Genomic DNA, 16,699 nt, shown 5'->3' with positions numbered 1-16,699 from the left:
GAAAACTTCGTCCAGCAGGTCCTGGACCGGAGCGACTTCCGCTTCGGCCCGCGCCTGGCCCAGATCGAGCGCGCCTAGCGCTCGGCCTCAACGCTGAACCACACCGGCGGCCGACCTCGAGGACGACTCGGGTCGGCCGCCGTTCGTTTAGGGCGTCCTCGAGGGCGGTTTAGCGAGCTTTCGGACCAGCAGCACGACGGTACCGACGAGGCCGGTCACCATGCACGCCGCGTGGAGCACGCCGAGGTCCAGGACGCGGAGGATCGGGTTGGCGGCTGAAAAGGGGAGGAGTGGGAGCAAGTCGCGGTGCATGATCGCGTCGAGGACGGTCTGACCGAGCCCGCCCAAGACACCGCCGACGAGCGCCGGTTGCATCGCGAGAGACGGACGCGTCGAGCCGAGCCGCTTGGCAATGACCGCCGTTGCCCACCCCGACAGCGTCCCGACGATGAGCGCTCCGACAAGGGTGTGAAGCGTCGCGTGAACCGGCGAGCGGCCCGCGATCAGGTTCACGACGGACTCGAGGTCGATCACCACGTTCGCCACGACAAACGCCGTGAACGAGACGTGCCGCGGCGCGAGCGCCTTGATAAGCAGCCCTGGCCCGAAGTGGTACGGAGTGACCGGCATCGCGTCCCTGCGGTGGCTAGCGCAGCGCGTGGTCGAGGGCGTTGCGGACGATGCCTGTAAACACGGCGTCGCGTCCCAGGCCCGACGGGCTGTGGATCGCGCCAGTCGCCAGCACGCCGTGGCGGTCGGAGAACGGCGTCCACGCGATCGTTCCACCGGCCGAGCCGTCCCACGCTGGGTCGCGTCGGTGCCAGATCGTGTAGTCGCCGTCGATGGCGTCCGGCCGGTTGAGACCGCGAGCGACCACCTCCGCCGCCCGCGCCGACGTCCTCGAGGGCGCGTCCGTCTCGTCGCCGCAGATTGGAAGCGGCGTCGTGCCCTCCAAGCCGAACAGGTCGCCATTCTCGACCTCGAGGCCGCGCATCAGCCAGTGGCCGGCGTCCTCGACGCGGTATGGGGCGTAGGTGCCGGTGCCGGGCGGCGTGAAGCGGACGCCGAGCAAGGCGTCCTCGGGCTTGCCGCGCTGGCGCCACAATCCGCCGCGGGTTCCGTCCTGGAAGCGCGAGCCATCTTTTCGGCACTCGACCTGGGTGTGCTCGGCGTTCCAGCGGACCCGCCAGTAGAGCTGGTTGCCGCCGAGTGCGAGCAGCGTCCGTCCGCCCTTGACCAACGATCTCAACCCATCGACCATCGCGTCCGAGGCGTACTCGCAGTGCGACGCGAGCGCGAGCACGTCGTAACTCTCCAATCGCTCCGGGTGCTCGAGCATCCAGTCCGGGTACAGGTCCGCTCCGACCTCGAGGTCGAGCCACGCGTGGACTGGCGCCTCGGCGCGCATCGAGTGGATCACGCCAACCGGATCCCACCCGAGCGCCGGGTTCGGGCGGTGCGCGTGCGCCCAGATCGTCGTCTCGGGGCCGCGTTCGTTGTGGTAGAGCGACTGGCCGCCGTACGGGTTGTACGCGAGCCACGTCGAGACCGGCGCAAAGACGGCGACGCGAGCGCTCGGCTCGGCCGGGCCGATCAAGAACGTGATCGGTGATGCGTCCTCGAGGTCGGCGCCGTCAGTCTCGATGCGAGCTCGGTACGTGCCCTGCGCCCAGCCGTCCGTCTCGACCTCGAGGGCGACCGGCCAACCGCAGCCAGACACGGGGGCCGCTGGGGCGTCGGCCTGTGGGTTGGCCCCGAATGTCTCGCGTCCTACCTCGAGGAACGATCCGTTGGCTGCGCCGGCCCGAGGGCTCTCGAGGTAGCGCTCGAGGACGAGCGTGTTGTCCGCATGGGGCGATCTCAGGTGAAAGCCACGTCGGTCGCCGCTTGGCGCCCACAACTGCGTCGGGTAGCCCTCAAGCTCGCGCGGTTGAGCCTCGGCTATCGGCTCGGTGTGGACGACCGCCGCACCTCGGTGCCGCCACCGCCTTAGCGGGTCGAGAGCGGCCGTTCCAGCGTTTCGGAGCGCGAACGCGGCCTCGAGGGCGCGGCGGGTCACAGCGTCCTCGAGGCCGTCGAGCGCTGCTTCTCGCCCTCGAGGACGGACACGCACCGCGACCCCTCACCGGGCCTCCCCCACGGGAGAGGGGATGTCGTAGGTGACCTCGAGGACGAGTTCGTTCTGGGGACGCTGCCCGCGCCCCCAATCCCCAACACCGAGCCCCCGACACCCATCAGAGGATGTACTGGCTCAGGTCGCGGTCCTCCACGACGCCCTGGAGCGTTTCGGTCACGTTGGCCTCGGTAATCTCGACGGCGTCGCCGTGCGGGCCGTCGGGGACCTCGAACAGCAGGTCCTCGAGCAGCGTCGTCAGGATGGTGTGGAGGCGGCGCGCGCCGATGTTCTCGACCTCCTCGTTGACCTGGGCGGCGGTCTTCGCGATCTGCCGGACGGCGCCGTCCGTGAACGTGAGCGAGACGCCCTCGGACTCGAACATGGCGGCGTACTGCTTCAAGAGCGCGTTCTGGGGAGCCGTCAGGATCTCGACGAAGTCGTCCTCGGTGAGCGACTGCAACTCGACCCGGATCGGGAAGCGGCCTTGAAGCTCGGGGATCAAGTCGCTCGGCTTGGAGACGTGGAAGGCGCCGGAGGCGATGAACAGGATGTGGTCGGTCTTGACGGTCCCGTGCTTCGTCATCACGGTCGAGCCCTCGACGATGGGGAGCAGGTCGCGCTGGACGCCCTCGCGAGACACGTCCGGCCCGGATCCGCCGCCGGCCTGCTGGCGCCCGGCCACCTTGTCGATCTCGTCGATAAAGACGATCCCGGCCTGCTCGACCCGCGCGAGCGCCTCTTGCTTGGCGGCCTCGCCGTCGATCAGCTTCTGGGCTTCCTCCTGGGTCAGCAGTTCGAGCGCCTCGGGGACCTTGACGCGGCGTTTCTGGCGCTTTTTGCCCATCCCGCCCAGCATCTCCTGCAGGTTGATGCCCATCTCCTCCAACCCGGCCGGCCCGAACATCTGCAAGTTGGTGGTCTTGTCGATCGTGACGTCGAGCTCGACCTCGCGGTCGTCGAGCGTGCCGGCGTGCAGGCGGTCGCGAAACTTGTCGCGCGTGCGGCGGCGCAGGTCGTCCTCCTCGCTCGTCACCTCCGGCTCAGACGTCTGGGGCGTGCCGCCCAACGGGAAGCCAAGGCCGGCGACCGGCTTGGTCTTGCCCGAGGGCAGCAAGAGGTCCAGCAACCGTTCTTCGGCCTGCTTGCGGGCGGGCTCCTGAACACGCTCGACCTGGGCGTCGCGGGCGTCGTTGATGGCCAGATCGACCAGGTCGCGGATCATCGACTCGACGTCGCGGCCGACGTAGCCGACCTCGGTGAACTTGGTGGCCTCGACCTTGACGAACGGCGCCCCGGTCAGCTTGGCGAGCCGCCGCGCGATCTCCGTCTTGCCGACGCCGGTCGGCCCGATCAGGACGATGTTGGCGGGCGTGATCTCGTCGCGCAGCGACTCGTCGGCGTGGAGGCGACGCCACCGGTTGCGGAGCGCGATCGCGACGGATTTCTTGGCCGCCGTCTGGCCGACGACGAACCGGTCGAGCTCGGCGACGATCTGGCGCGGCGTCAGGCTAGCCAAGTCGTCGACGTCGGCAGTCGCGGCGGGGGGGAGGAGGGCGTCGGTCGAACCGTTGAGCGTGTTGGAGTCCATGTGATCTCAAGATGTCTGCCGCCCGCTACGCCCGTCGGCGCCCGGTGATGCGTGAAGAGTGCGTCGTCCTCGAGGACGAGAGTCCGACACGTCCTCGAGGACGTGGCCGTAGTCGCTCACGTGGGAATGACCCTTTTGCAGACAGAGACGAGTTCCGTCCTCGAGGGCGCGCTACATCTCCGGCGCTTCGAACGGGAGCCCGTCGTCGGCGGCCTCGAGGGAGGCGCCGTGGACCTCCTCGCGGACCTCGAGGACGGCCGGGTGCTCGCTGTTCACGAGCAGCACCGTGTAGTCGTACGGCATCCCTTTGCGGCGCTCGAGGCGGACGGCGCCGCACTCCTCGAGGTCGGCCACGAGCGACTTCGGGTCGTGCCCCTCCACCTCTCCGATCTCGTCCGACAGCCGGCGCAGGAGCGGCGTCAGGTAGATCTCCTGGTACTGGCCGAAAAACTTCTCGATCGTCTCGAGCGCGTCATAGTCGATCTCGTAGGCCGGGTCCTGCGTCTCGGCGAACTCCGTCGTCTTGATGGCCGCGCCGACCTCGACCTCGTCCTCGAGGGCGCCGCTCGGCAAGAGCGTGCTCGCGTCGATGAACTCGCCGCCGTCGGTGTGCTCGAGCAGGTGGGGCGACAGGTGCTCTTTAAACCCGACCACGACGACCCGGCGGCCGTGCGAGATCAGGGCCGTCACGACGGGCGCGTAGTCGCGGTCGCCCGCGAGCAGCACGAACGTGTCGAGCTCCGGGTACCGCTGCCGCATCTCGATCGCGTCGACGGCGAGTTGCAAGTCGGTCGTGTTCCGGTGCATCGTGGCCGGCACGAAGACCGGTTCGACGGCGTGGAGGTAGAGCGTCCGCTGAATGTGACGCGAGTGGTCCTCCAAGCCACCGAAGTCGGCGTAGGCGCGTCCTCGGACGACGCGCGTGTCGTCACCGAGGAGCCGGTCACGCAGGGAGCGGAGGATCTGGCCGGCGAGGTCGGCCGTCGACTCGTCGCGGCCCAGGCGGCCCTTGAGGTAGTGGTGGAGGTTCTGGTAGTCGACCAGGACGGCCGCCTGGCCGCCCGCCGCGGAGTCCTCGGAGGACGTTCCGGGCTCCGGTGTGAGCTCTGACATGGAGAAGGCTGAGGTTCGGAACCGCGCCCCGAAATAGAGAGGCGCGAGGCCGGGAAGCTACACGCTGCCGCCGTCCTCGATGGATCCGGCCTCGAGGACGGATCTCAGGATCCAGTGCCGAAGGCCGCCGCTCGTCCTCGAGGTCGCGCCTCTGAGGGCGAGCGTCCCGCTCTACGACTCCTCGGCCTCGAGCTCGAGGACGGTCGTGTGCTGGTTGGTGTAGATGCAGATCTCGCCCGCGATCTGGAGCCCTTCCTCGACCATTTCGGTGGCCGACAGGTTCGGGCTGTGCTTCATCATCGCTCGCGCGGCGGCGAGGGCGTAGCTGCCGCCGGAGCCGATGGCCAGGATCGGGTCGTCGGGCTCGATGACGTCGCCGGTGCCGCTGACCAGCAGCAGGCGGTCCGGCGCCGCGACGGCGAGGAGCGCCTCCAAGCGCCGGAGGTAGCGGTCCGTGCGCCAGTCCTTGGCCAGCTCGACGGCGGCCCGGACGGTGTTGCCGCCGTACTGCTCGAGCTTGGCCTCGAACCGCTCGAAGAGCGTGAACGCGTCGGCCGTGCTCCCGGCGAACCCGGCCAGCAGCTTGCCGCCGTAGAGCCGCCGCACCTTTTGGGCGCGGTGCTTCATCACGGTGTCGCCCATCGTCGCCTGGCCGTCGGAGCCGAGCGCGACGCGGCCGTTGTGGAGGACGCCCAGGACTGTGGTGGCGTGGATCGGGGTCATAGTCGGAGAGTGAGATCGGCGGGCCGACGTGTGGACCCGGTCGGGGTTTCGCCTCCACGTCGAGTTCGCCTCGGGCGCGCCCTCGAGGACCGTCCTCGTCATCCAGAGCGGAGGGCGCAGCCCGGAGTCGAAGGGTCTCGACGCGGTCCGTTCGACCTCGAGGGCGCAGATGGATTCGTGGACCCTGGCCAGCGCCCAATCTGCCTCGAGGACGCGCCGCCCTCGAGACGCTTTCCGAGTAGCCGCCCGATCTCAAGACGGCCTCGACCTCGAGGACGGCCACGGCGCGCCGAGATCCCTGGGCTGCGCTCGGGATGACGTTGGGTGATCGAGGCGACGCGCGTCCTCGAGGACGACGTCGACACCCGTTCGTGCTCGATGGAGTCGTCCGGTCTCGAGGACGCGTCAGTCGGCGCGGAGGACGTCGAGCGGGCGGGCGCGGACAGCGCCCCAGGCCACGAGCCACGCGCTGCCGACCGACAGCGCGACGGCGACGGCGATCATCGCGAGCGAGATGCCCGGGTAGATCGTGATGTCCGCGTCTCCGGTCTCGCGGATGATGGCCAACGTGAGCGCCGCGGCTCCCACGCCGAGGCCGCCCCCGATCAGGCCGAGAATGGCGTTCTCGATAAGCAGCACGCGCAACACCTGGCGCGTCGAGTAGCCGATGGCCTTGAGCACACCGAGCTCTCGGCGCCGCTCGACGAGCGCGAGGCCGACGCCGTTGGCAATCAGGACCGTACCGGCGACGAGCGCCAGGCTCGTGAGAGCCAGGACGAGCAAGAAGAGTCCACGGACCAGGCGGATAAACATCTCGATCACCTCGTCCGCGGTGACGATCGCGCCGTTCGGCCGTGCCTCTCCAAGGGCGGTCGCGAACGCATCGAGGTCGTCCGGTGGGACCTCGACCGCGACGGTCTCGGTCACGACGGCCCCCGCAGTAAGCGTCTCGAACGTCTCGGGGAGGACGATGACGCCCGACGTCCGGACGAGCGGGATCCCGTCGGGGCGGTCGTAGAACCCGTCGACGGCCAGCAGACGCTCGGCGTCACCCACTCGGACCCTCAGCGAGTCCCCAATGCCGACCGGGCGCTCGTCGTCCGTGCCGAGGCGCCAGGGGACCAGCACGCCCTCGAGGTCGGTGAGCCACTCGCGTCCTCGTTCGCCTCGGGCCGAGTCGGAGATCGCGACCGTCGACGCGCCATCGGCGGCGCGGCCGTGGACGCTGGAGACGAACGGGAGCTCGTCGCCATCGGGCCACGTGACCTCGGCGTCTGCGCGCCGGTCGGTCCAGATCTGCGCGCCGACGTCGTCTGCGAGATCGCGGAGAGCTTCGTCGTCCTCGGGGATCCCGTACACCGTGACGTTGGCTTGGCCGACCTCGACCATCCGTCCGGCCACCTGGTCTTGCCCGTTGACGATGATGATGGCCGAGAGCGCGATCGCGAACGTCCCGACGAACAGCGCAACGAGGGACGCGGCGGCACGAGACGGGTGGCGTCCCAGGTTGCTCGCAGCCATGCGAGTCAGAGGCAGCCCCGGCGTCGGAATCCTGACGACCACCAGCAGGACAGCGACCATCAGCCCTCCGAACACGACCAGCCCGACGGTGCCGCCCGCGATCGCCCCGAAGCCGAACAGCGCCGAGCCGATTAGGACGCTCCCCAAGACGCCGAACAGCAGGAACAGCGCAACCGAGAGCCCGACAATCGTGAGTCGCGTGCGGCCGGTCGCACGAATCGGCGTCTGCCGGAGCAAGGTGGCCGGTCGCACTGCGCTCGATCTCACGATGGCGATCAAGCCGAACAGCACGGCCGTGAACACGCCCGCGACCATGCCGCCGACCATGACCGACGGGAGAATGTGGAAGTCCAACAGCATCGGCAGGCTGTTCGAGAGCACGTAGTAGAGCCCGCCCGCTCCTGCGATCCCGAGGATCACGCCGAGCACGCCGCCGACCAAGCCGAGCAGCGCCGTCTCGATCCCAAACAGGGCGAGCAGGTCTCGCTGTTTGTACCCCAACGTCTTCAGAATGGCGACCTCCGGCCGCCTCCGGGTCAGGACCACCTGAAGCGTGTTCGCCACGCCGATGCCTCCGACCAACAGTCCCAGCAGCCCCGCCGCCGGCAGTGCGAACCCGAACATCCGTTCGACCTCGTTCGGTATCGCCTGCGGTCGGCGGACGGTCCAGCCTGCGTCCTCGAAGCGCGCCGCGACGCGGTCCGGCTCTGACGTCAGCACGCGCGCCGACGTGACCATGTCGATGCCCGACATCTCTCGAGCCGTCTCGCGACTCGTCAGGAGCGCTCCGCCGCCGGCGTCCGGCGTCATGTCTGCGATCCCGCCGACCGTCAGCACCATCGGTGTGTCGCCCGGCGTCCCCGCCAGTCGCAGGCTGTCGCCGACCTCGACCTCGAGGCCGCCTGCCAGGTCGCGCGTGATGACGACGGAGCCGCTCTCCGCGAGCGCGTCCTCGAGGGTGCCGTCGCGCATCCGAAGCTCACCGACCAGCGGGTAGACGTTCGGGTCGATGGCCTGGATGCTGCTGAAAATGTAGACGCGGGCGTCTTGGAAGGTCTGGACGAACCGCGCTGGAACGTTTGCACGCGCGTCGATGGCCTCGATGTCGGCGTCTGCCTCGAGGACGGCGAGATCGGTGGGAGTGAGGGGCGTGTCCTTCGAGAGCGCCAGGTCGCCGCCGAACGCGGTCCGAGACGGGACGAGCACGGCCGCCTCGGTGCTGGCGGCGAACAGCTGGAGTCCGACGAGGGAGAACACGCCGAACGCGACGCACGCGACGGCCAGAACGCCGCGCTGTCCGCTGCGGCGCAGGGACCGAGCGGCGTAGCGGAGGTAGAACGCGAACGTGCTCATGCCGCCACCTGCTGCAGGTCCGTCGCGATGAGCCCGTCGACCAACTCGATCACGCGGTCGGCGCGGGCGGCGACGTCGGGGTCGTGGGTCACGACGAAGAGCGTCAGGCCCAGGTCGCGGCGCAGGTCAGCGAACAAGTCGAGGACGGCGGCGCTCGTGGCCGCATCGAGGTTCCCGGTCGGCTCGTCGGCGACGACCAGGGCCGGCTCTGTGACGAGCGCTCGGGCGATGGCGACGCGCTGCTGCTGCCCGCCCGAGAGCTGATGCGGCCGGTGTCCCAGCCGGTCGCCCAGGCCGACCCGCTCCAGCATCGCCCTCGCCCTCGACTTGGCTTGTCGGCGGTGCGGGCTCACGTAGAGCGGGGCTTCGACGTTCTCTTGCGCCGTCAAGGTCGGGATCAAGTTGAACGACTGGAAGACGACGCCCACCTTCTCGTTGCGGATGCGCGCGAGCTGGCTCTCGCTCCGCGACGAGACCTCGACGCCGTCGATCTCGACGGTCCCCGACGTAGGCGCATCGAGGCCGGCTACGATGCCCAGGAGTGTCGACTTCCCGCTACCAGACGGCCCCGTGACCGCGACCCATTCGCCGGCCTCGACGGAAAACGTGATGCCGTGCAGGATGGGAACGGGCGTGTCTCCCAAGCTGAGAGAGCGCGTGACGTCGCGGACGTCGATGACGGGATGGGGCATTCGAGGAGCGAGAGGGGAGAGGTCCCATTCGGATCCCTGGCCCGTCGGTTGCACGCGATCCGTCTTCGAGGACGAGTGACGCGGAGGCACGGCGTGTGACGATCGACCTCGAGGTCGGTTAAGGGCCGGCGGGGAGCGGCCGATATCGCAGGCCCGAACGCCTGCCCTACCTATGTCTCGCTCCCCGTTTCTCTTCGCCGCCCTGGCCGCGATCACTCTCGTCGGCTGCGACGCCTTTGGCGGCGACGACACTGCGGTTCTGACCGGAGTCGTCGTCAACGCCGAGACCAGCCGCCCGCTGACCGGCGCCACCGTCCAGGTGATCGGCCGCAACCTCGAGGTCGAATCCGATTCCGTGGGGGGCTACGAGGCCTCCTTCGACGTCGACTCGACCGAGACGGTCACGATCATCGCCTTCAAGACGGGGTACGCCGCGGACACCGTGTCGGTGCTCGTCGAGTCCGGCCAGGCCCTAAGCGTTCCCGCCCTCGAGCTGATGCCCACGACCGGTGACGACGGCACGTCCGGCCCGGCGGCCAGCATCACCCTCGCCCCGCGCTCGTCGCAGTCGATCGGCGTGAGCGAGACCGGCGCCCAAGAGACGGCCCAACTCGTCTTCATCGCGCACGACGCCGACGGACAACCCGTCGACAACGCCCACGCGGTCGAGATCGCCGTGGGAATCATCAACGGACCCGATGGCGGCGAATTCCTGAGCCCGGCCGCACCCGAGACCGTCCGCACGGACGAGAACGGTGAGGCGACGGTCACGCTGACGAGTGGCACCGCGGCCGGCGTCGTCCAAATCGAGACGCGTGCGACGGTCAACGGGCGTGAGATCCGCTCGCAGCCGATCACGCTGGCGATCCACGGCGGCTTCCCCAGCCAGTCCCACTTTTCCGTCTACCCGACCCAACGCAACCATCCGCTCCTCGGCATCGCGGGTGCGAGCGTCCCCGTCTCGGTCATCGTGGGCGATCGCTACGCGAACCCTGTCCAGGCCGGGACCCAGGTTTACTTCACGAGCGACGCCGGCGTCATCCAGGGCTCGGCGCAAACGGATGGCAATGGTCAGACCTCGACCAACCTTATTACGGGCAACCCCTTCCCGGCGGACGGCTTCGTAACGGTCACCGCTCGGACGTCCGGGATCGACGGGGAGCGGATCGAGGACACGGCTCGGATCCTGCTCTCGGGCACTCCGGTGCTCACCCTCGAGACCCCTGGTCTGGATCTCGGAACCTATACCTACACGGTTTCGGACGGGCTCGGCAACCCGCTTGCTGAGGGGAGCACGTACACGGTCTCCGTCGAGGGCGAGAACGTCGCCGTCAAGGACGGAGAAAGCGCGACGATGCCGGACACGCAGGACCGAGGCGTAAACCGGACCCAGTTCCAGTTCACCATCGGTGCGGACGATCCCAACGGTGAAGACGCGCCGCGCCTCGACAAGATCGAGATCTCGGTGTCGGGTCCCAACGGTTCGGTCAGCGCCGCACGTCCTGGGCGTCTCGACCAAGGACCCGTCACGACCCGCCGCCGCTCGTAGGTCTCGCCCTCGAGGGCAAGACCCCGCTTCCTAGCACGCCGACCTCGAGGTCGGCCTCTGCTGCACGTCCTTAAGGCCGCCCGTCCGCGCTCGTCCCCGCGATTCGCGACGCGCCCTCGAGGACGGAAGTGCTGGACGTCTCGCCGACCGCGCTCGGCACGTCGCGCTCCAACGTCCTCGAGGTCGGAGGCGAGCGCCCTCGAGGACGCTACCGACCTTGGTAGTCCGCGAGTAGCTCGACGATCTGGTCCTGGGCGCGGTTGACGCGGCTCGTCCGCACCGTGTAGTTGTTGCACAAGAGCGAGAACGCGATGCGGTCCCCGGCGGCGCTCGTCACGTAGCCGGACAGGGCGCGGGCGCCCGAGATATAGCCCGTCTTGGCGCGCACGTTGCCTCGCGCGTCGCCCGACCGGTAGCGGTTGCGGATGGTGCCCGTAAAGCCACCGACAGGGAGCGAGTCGTAGAACGCCTCGCGCGTGACCCGGTCGGGGTGCTGGTACATGCCCGCGAGGAGCTTGTTGACGCCGTGGGGCGTGAGCCGGTTGAGAGCCGAGAGACCCGATCCGTCGGCGACCCGGAAAGACTCAGGATCGACGCCGATCCGCTCCAGAAACGGCTCCATCGCGGCGTAGCCGGCGGGCGCCGAGCCCATCGGCATGTCCGTGCCGCGGTAGACGTAGGAGCCTAGCGTGCGGAGCAGGTGCTCGGCGTAGACGTTGTTCGAGGACGTGTTGGTTTCGGCGGCGATCTCGGCGAGGGGCGGCGAGTCGTGCGACGCCATCCTGCGCATGGTCTCGTACCGAGGGCGCTGTCCCCACTCGTCCACGTCGACCAGGCCGCCGACCTCGATGCCGCGCTGCTCGAACACACCGACCATGGTCGAGATGAAGTACTCGGTCGGGTTGACGACCGACAACGCCTCGCGCTCGATGGAGCCGGCGGGCACGGACGCCGTGACGGTGAACACGTTGTCCGATAGCTCGCGGCTATAGCCCTCGCGGATGCCGCCGCCCGACGTCGTGGTGGAGCGGTTGACGAAGCGGGCGTAGCCGAAGTTGGGGTCGGCCTCGATGCGGGCGGGCTGGCCCGGCGAGGTGCCGTGGACGGCGACCTGGATGGTCCCCTCTCCAAACTGCAGGCCGGAGACCTCGGAGCCGTAATACCACACCAGGTCGTCCCACTGCCATCCTTGGCCGAGATGGACGTTGTCGAAGATGTCGTCGTCGCCGACGACCAAGCCACGGACGCGACGGACACCGGCGTCGCGCAAGCTGTCGGCCCACTGTCGGAAGACGCGCGTCAGGTCGTCGTCCTGGTAGCGGCCTCCGAAGGTCGGGTCGCCGGCGCCTCGGACGATCAGGTTGCCCTGGAGTGTGCCGTTCTGGATGTCGCCGTCGGCGTAGAGCCGTGTTCGGTAGCGGAAACCGGGGCCGAGTGCGTCGAGGGCGGCGGCCGTCGTCAACAGCTTCATGTTGCTCGCCGGGATGAACCGCCGCGCGCCGTTCCGGTCGAACAGCGTCGTGCCCGTGTCCAGGTTGACGATCTCGACGCCCCAGTACGCGTCGTCGAACGCACGAGCCTCGAGGACGCCCTCGATGAGCTCCGCGAGACCGGCCTGCGTCGAGGTCGGCTGCGCACTCGGGGCCGCAGCTGCGACGCCCAAAAGAAGAAGAGCGGCGAGGAATCGGGTGGGCATGGGGCGACGGCGGCGAGCCGAGAAGGAACGGAGGTCCATCGGTCGTAGTGCGGCCGCAGTCTTACTCGTCGTCGGCAGCGATCTGCTCCAGCAGGGCCTCGAGCCGGTCCTGCTTCCTCTCGATCCTGAGCGAGTCCCGCGTCCGCGCCTCCAAAATGGCTTGCTCGGGGTCGGGCCGCACTCGGAGCACGTAGACGTAGCCGACCTCCGAGATCGGGGCGGCCGGCTCGAGGTGGATGATGTAGTCGTTCCGGCCGGCGGCGGCGTACGCCGTGTCGACGCGCCCGATGGGGACGCCGGCGGGGAAGACGCCGGAGAACGGGCTGGTCACGACCAGCATCCCGGACTCGACGGGCTCCGTCTTGACGACGTACTCCATCGTCAGCTGGTCGAACGAGGCCCCGTCCCACCGCACGACGCCCTCGCGCTCGAGCGCCTCGATCGAGGCCGGGACGCGGAACTGCGTGTTTTGGTGCGGCATCACGACGGAGTAGTTCGGGCTCGTCAGGACCACGCGCCCGACGATCCCGCGCTCGTTGATGACCGGCATTCCGGCCTCGACGGAGTCCCGCTCGCCGACGTCGATCGTCATCAGGTTCGTCTGCTCCGTGATGTCCTTCGCGACGACGCGGCCGACCACGCGGGAGACGTCGGTCGAGTCCTCGAACTGCAAAAGGGCCCGGAACTGGGCGTTCTCGGCCGAGGCCTCGCGCAGTCTGGCGACCTCGGCGGACAGCTCGGCGGTCTCCATCCGGAGCCGCTCGTTCTCGGCGAGGGAGCGTCGGAACTGGGCGCCCCGCTCGAACACGCCCTCGACAGGAGCCGTGACCGCGAGCGCCGCCGCGCGGGCCGCACGCAGAGCCGGGCCGTTCTTGCTAACGAAGATGGTGATTCCAATGATCAGGAGCACCGCGAGGACGACGTAGTCGCGCGAGCGCTCCCAAACCTGCTGAGCAAGAGCCATCCGGCGGGAGGGGAGAGGGGCGGGGCGTACTCTCGAGGCCGCCGAAGGGTTCGTCCTCGAGGCCGAACGATGTCGAGCGCCGTCCTCGAGAGGGCCTCATCCCTTGTGCCGACCTCGAGGGCGGCCCCAGCGAGCTCGTCCTCGAACACGTAGCCAGCGTCGGCCTCGAGGACCGGTTTGGGTCCGCTTCGCTACCGCCCCGAGCGCTCTAGCTCGTCAGGACCGGCATGTAGCCGTCGATGTCCTCGAGGACGGCGCCGGTGCCCCGGACGACCGCCGTCAGCGGGTCGTCGGCAGCGAAGACGGGGAGTTCGGTCCGCTCGCGCAGGTACTCGTCGAGACCCTTGAGGAGGGCGCCGCCACCGGTCAGCATGATGCCGCGCTCCAGGACGTCGCCACCCAACTCGGGGGGAGTTCGCTCGAGGGCGCGCACGACGGCCGCGGCGATCTGGTTGACCGACGAGCGGAGCGCCTCGCGGACGTCCTCGCTCGACACGACGCGCGTCTTGGGGACGCCGGTGACCAGGTCCCGGCCCTTGACGGACAACTCGAGCTCGGGGTCGAGCTTCTGCGCGCTCCCGATCTCGCACTTGATCCGCTCGGCCGTCCTCGATCCAATGAGGAGGTTGTGGTGCTTCTTGAAGTACTGCATCACCGCCTCGTCGAGCTCGTTGCCGCCAACGCGGATCGACTCGTCCACGACGATGCCGTTGAGCGCGATCACGGCGATCTCGGTCGTCCCGCCGCCGATGTCGACGATCATGTTGCCGACCGGCTCCTGCACGTTGAGCCCGATCCCGATGGCCGCCGCCATCGGCTCGTCGATCAGCATGACGTGGCGGGCGCCCGCGTTCTGGGCCGCGTCCTTGACGGCGCGGCGCTCGACCTCGGTGATGCCGGACGGCACGCAGATCACCATCCGGCCGATCGAGGACATCCAGCCGGGCTTGATGCGGCGGATGAGCCCTCGGATCAACGCGTCGGCGACGGAGAAGTCGGCGATGACGCCGTCGTTGAGCGGGCGGATCGTCTCGATGTCCTTGTGCGTCCGCTCGTGCATCAACAGCGCCTCGGCGCCGATGGCGACGGGCTTGCCGGACCGCCGGTCGATGGCCACGATGGACGGCTCGTTCAAGACGATGCCTTTGTCACGGACGTGGATGAGCGTGTTAGCGGTGCCGAGGTCAATCGCGACGTCGACCGAGAACGGGTTGAGCACAGAGGGGGCGGCGGGGCGCGAGAGGGGCGGTGGGAAATACGCACGACGCCCCGAGGCGGGCTTCCGTCAGCCGGAAACGTCCTCGAGGGCGTGCTGAACAAGCTAACGCGTAGCCCAGCCGGTCTCAGGCTGAGACGCTAGGATTTTTCAGGAGTCCCCGCGCCGCACTCGAGGGTTAGTGCGGCGGGAGGGATGCCGATGGAGAGGAGGGATGCCGGATGCAGAGAGGGGCAGAGGAATGCGCTCTCCCTCCATTTGGTCGTCCTAATGCCGGAAGTGTCGCTGGCCCGTGAACGCCATCGCCATGCCTCGCGCGTCGGCCGCCGCGATGACTTCGTCGTCTCGGACGGAGCCCCCGGGCTGGACCGCGGCGACGGCACCCGACTCGGCCGCGGCCTCCAAGCCGTCAGCAAAGGGGAAGAACGCGTCCGAGGCGACGACGCAACCTGCAAAGTCCAACCCGGACTTGGCGCCCTTGGCGACGGCGATTTCGCTCGCGTCGATCCGGCTCATCTGACCGGCGCCGATTCCCAGGGTCGCGCCGTCTCGAGCGTACACGATCGCGTTCGACTTGACGTGCTTGCAGACGCGCCACGCGAAGTCGAGGTCGGCCCACTCGCGGTCGGTCGGCGTCCTCGAGGTCGGGACGGTCCAACTTGAGCGGACGTCGGCCGAGAGGGCGGGATCGGAATCTTGCACCAACAGACCGCCGGCGACGGTTCGGATGTCGAGGTCGGAGCGAGTAGCCTCGAGGTCGGCCTTGATCAAGCGGCGGTTCTTCTTCTGCTGGAGGAAGTCCAAGACGCCGTCCTCGAAGGCGGGCGCGATGATGATCTCGGTGAACACCGCGTCGATGGCCTGAGCGGTCGCGAGATCCAGCGGCCGGTTCACGACGACGATCCCGCCGAACGGCGACTGCCGGTCCGTCGCGAACGCCTTGTGGTAGGCGGCCTCGAGGCCGTCGGCCTGGCCCACGCCGCACGGGTTGGTGTGCTTGAGGATGGCGACGGTCGGGTCCGTCGCGGCGAACTCTCCGATCAGGTCGATCGCGGCGGCGACGTCCAGCAGGTTGTTGAACGACAGCGCCTTGCCGTGGAGCGACTCGTACCTCGAGGCCGGCGTGCCGTAGAGCGCCGCGCGCTGGTGCGGGTTCTCGCCGTAGCGCAAGTCGTCGTGCTTGGGCAGGTCGATGAGCAGGGAGGAGGGGAGCTCGGCCTCGAGGTCGCCGTCCGTCCTCGGAAGCGCGTCTGCGGTGCCTGGATCGTCCTCGAGGTCGCCCGCACTCGGGGACGCGAAAAAGGCGGCGATGTCCGCGTCGTAGTCGGCGGAGTGGGCGAAGGCGCTGGCCGCGAGCCGGCGCCTCGTCGCTAGGCCGAGCGTCCCGTCGTTGGCCTCGAGCTCGGACGCGACGGCGTCGTAGTCGGCCGGGTCGACGACGGAGGCGACGAAGGTGAAGTTTTTGGCCGACGCCCGCAGCATCGTCGGCCCGCCGATGTCGACGTTCTCGGCGGCCTTGGCGTCGGTCGCGCCTCCCGCCGTCGCCTCACGGAACGGGTACAGGTTGACGGCCACCAGGTCGATGGCGCCGATCCCGTGCTCTTCGAGCTGCGCGAGATCATCGGGATCCGTCCGTCGGGCCAAGATGCCGCCGTGGATGACCGGGTGCAGGCTTTTGACGCGACCGTCCAAGATCTCGGGGAAGCCGGTCCGGTCGGCCACGTCGGTCACGGCGACGCCGGCTTCGCGGAGGGCGCGGGCCGTGCCGCCGGTCGACAGCAACTCGACGCCGACGGCCTCGAGGCGGCGCCCGAACTCAGCGAGACCGGTCTTGTCACTAACGGAAAGCAGAGCGCGACGGACCGGGTAGCGGTCGTCAGGGGAAGGGAGGTCCTTGACCGGGATCATGAGCGGAGTGGATGGCGGGGTCCGGGCGCAGGGGCGCGGAGATCGTAACGAGTCGGTCCTCGACGGTCACGCAGCCATCGGCTACGAGCGCGAGAGCCTGGGGAAAGAGTCGGTGTTCGACCTCGAGGACGCGTGCGGCGAGCGATTTGGGCGTGTCGTCGGCCTCGACGCGGACGGACTCCTGCAAGATCACGGGGCCGGTGTCGAACTCGGCATCGACCAGGTGGACCGTCGCGCCGGAGACGCGGCAGCCGTACTCG

Annotated in this window: 14 protein-coding genes; 2 read left to right on the top strand and 12 right to left on the bottom strand. The window is 69.0% G+C overall.

What is annotated here, in order from left to right:
- Positions 1-147 precede the first annotated feature (147 nt).
- The 5 genes from WBA11_RS00325 to hslV all read right to left on the bottom strand — a co-directional run bounded on the left by WBA11_RS00325 (position 148) and on the right by hslV (position 5,540).
- Positions 148-630, bottom strand: a complete 483-nt coding sequence (locus WBA11_RS00325; RefSeq protein WP_424518743.1) for a hypothetical protein — start codon at positions 628-630, stop codon at positions 148-150.
- A 16-nt stretch (positions 631-646) separates the two neighbouring features.
- Positions 647-2,059, bottom strand: a complete 1,413-nt coding sequence (locus tag WBA11_RS00320; protein ID WP_424518742.1) for a N,N-dimethylformamidase beta subunit family domain-containing protein — start codon at positions 2,057-2,059, stop codon at positions 647-649.
- A 175-nt stretch (positions 2,060-2,234) separates the two neighbouring features.
- On the bottom strand, positions 2,235-3,704 hold the full coding sequence (hslU, locus tag WBA11_RS00315) for an ATP-dependent protease ATPase subunit HslU (RefSeq protein WP_424518741.1): 1,470 nt from the start codon (positions 3,702-3,704) through the stop codon (positions 2,235-2,237).
- Between the two features lie 171 nt (positions 3,705-3,875).
- Positions 3,876-4,817, bottom strand: coding sequence for an NYN domain-containing protein (locus WBA11_RS00310; protein ID WP_424518740.1), 942 nt, complete (start codon positions 4,815-4,817; stop codon positions 3,876-3,878).
- A gap of 171 nt (positions 4,818-4,988) precedes the next feature.
- Entirely contained in the window at positions 4,989-5,540 is a 552-nt protein-coding gene (hslV, locus tag WBA11_RS00305; protein WP_424518739.1) for an ATP-dependent protease subunit HslV, read from the bottom strand.
- Between the two features lie 28 nt (positions 5,541-5,568).
- On the opposite strand from hslV, the gene WBA11_RS00300 reads away from it, so the two are divergent.
- A complete protein-coding gene (locus WBA11_RS00300; protein WP_424518738.1) occupies positions 5,569-5,868 on the top strand; it encodes a hypothetical protein in 300 nt (99 codons plus the stop codon).
- Between the two features lie 77 nt (positions 5,869-5,945).
- Here WBA11_RS00300 and WBA11_RS00295 read toward each other — a convergent pair whose 3' ends face one another.
- Together WBA11_RS00295 and WBA11_RS00290 are read right to left on the bottom strand one after the other, a co-directional pair.
- Positions 5,946-8,414, bottom strand: a complete 2,469-nt coding sequence (locus WBA11_RS00295) for an ABC transporter permease (protein WP_424518737.1) — start codon at positions 8,412-8,414, stop codon at positions 5,946-5,948.
- Entirely contained in the window at positions 8,411-9,106 is a 696-nt protein-coding gene (locus WBA11_RS00290; protein ID WP_424518736.1) for an ABC transporter ATP-binding protein, read from the bottom strand. Before WBA11_RS00290 ends, WBA11_RS00295 begins: the two co-directional genes overlap by 4 nt.
- Positions 9,107-9,278: 172 nt before the next feature.
- Between WBA11_RS00290 and WBA11_RS00285 the strand changes: the two genes are divergently transcribed.
- The gene (locus tag WBA11_RS00285; RefSeq protein ID WP_424518735.1) at positions 9,279-10,655 is read left to right on the top strand and encodes a hypothetical protein; all 1,377 of its coding nucleotides are present in this window, start codon (positions 9,279-9,281) and stop codon (positions 10,653-10,655) included.
- Positions 10,656-10,863: 208 nt separating this feature from the next.
- On the opposite strand, the gene dacB is transcribed toward WBA11_RS00285, so the two are convergent.
- The 5 genes from dacB to purN form a co-directional block, all read right to left on the bottom strand.
- A complete protein-coding gene (dacB, locus tag WBA11_RS00280) occupies positions 10,864-12,351 on the bottom strand; it encodes a D-alanyl-D-alanine carboxypeptidase/D-alanyl-D-alanine endopeptidase (protein WP_424518734.1) in 1,488 nt (495 codons plus the stop codon).
- Between the two features lie 61 nt (positions 12,352-12,412).
- Positions 12,413-13,315, bottom strand: coding sequence for a rod shape-determining protein MreC (gene mreC / locus WBA11_RS00275; RefSeq protein WP_424518733.1), 903 nt, complete (start codon positions 13,313-13,315; stop codon positions 12,413-12,415).
- A gap of 208 nt (positions 13,316-13,523) precedes the next feature.
- The gene (locus tag WBA11_RS00270; protein ID WP_424518732.1) at positions 13,524-14,534 is read right to left on the bottom strand and encodes a rod shape-determining protein; all 1,011 of its coding nucleotides are present in this window, start codon (positions 14,532-14,534) and stop codon (positions 13,524-13,526) included.
- A 264-nt stretch (positions 14,535-14,798) separates the two neighbouring features.
- Complete coding sequence (purH, locus tag WBA11_RS00265; protein WP_424518731.1) at positions 14,799-16,439, bottom strand: bifunctional phosphoribosylaminoimidazolecarboxamide formyltransferase/IMP cyclohydrolase; 1,641 nt, start codon at positions 16,437-16,439, stop codon at positions 14,799-14,801.
- Positions 16,408-16,699: phosphoribosylglycinamide formyltransferase (gene purN / locus WBA11_RS00260; RefSeq protein WP_424518730.1), on the bottom strand; the 292-nt coding region annotated here is incomplete at its 5' end. The genes purN and purH, both read right to left, overlap by 32 nt.

It is taken from the genome of Rubrivirga sp. (assembly GCF_049648075.1).
GTDB lineage: Bacteria > Bacteroidota > Rhodothermia > Rhodothermales > Rubricoccaceae > Rubrivirga.
Note: the sequence above shows the minus strand (reverse complement) of the source record. Positions and strands in the feature narration are given on the sequence as shown.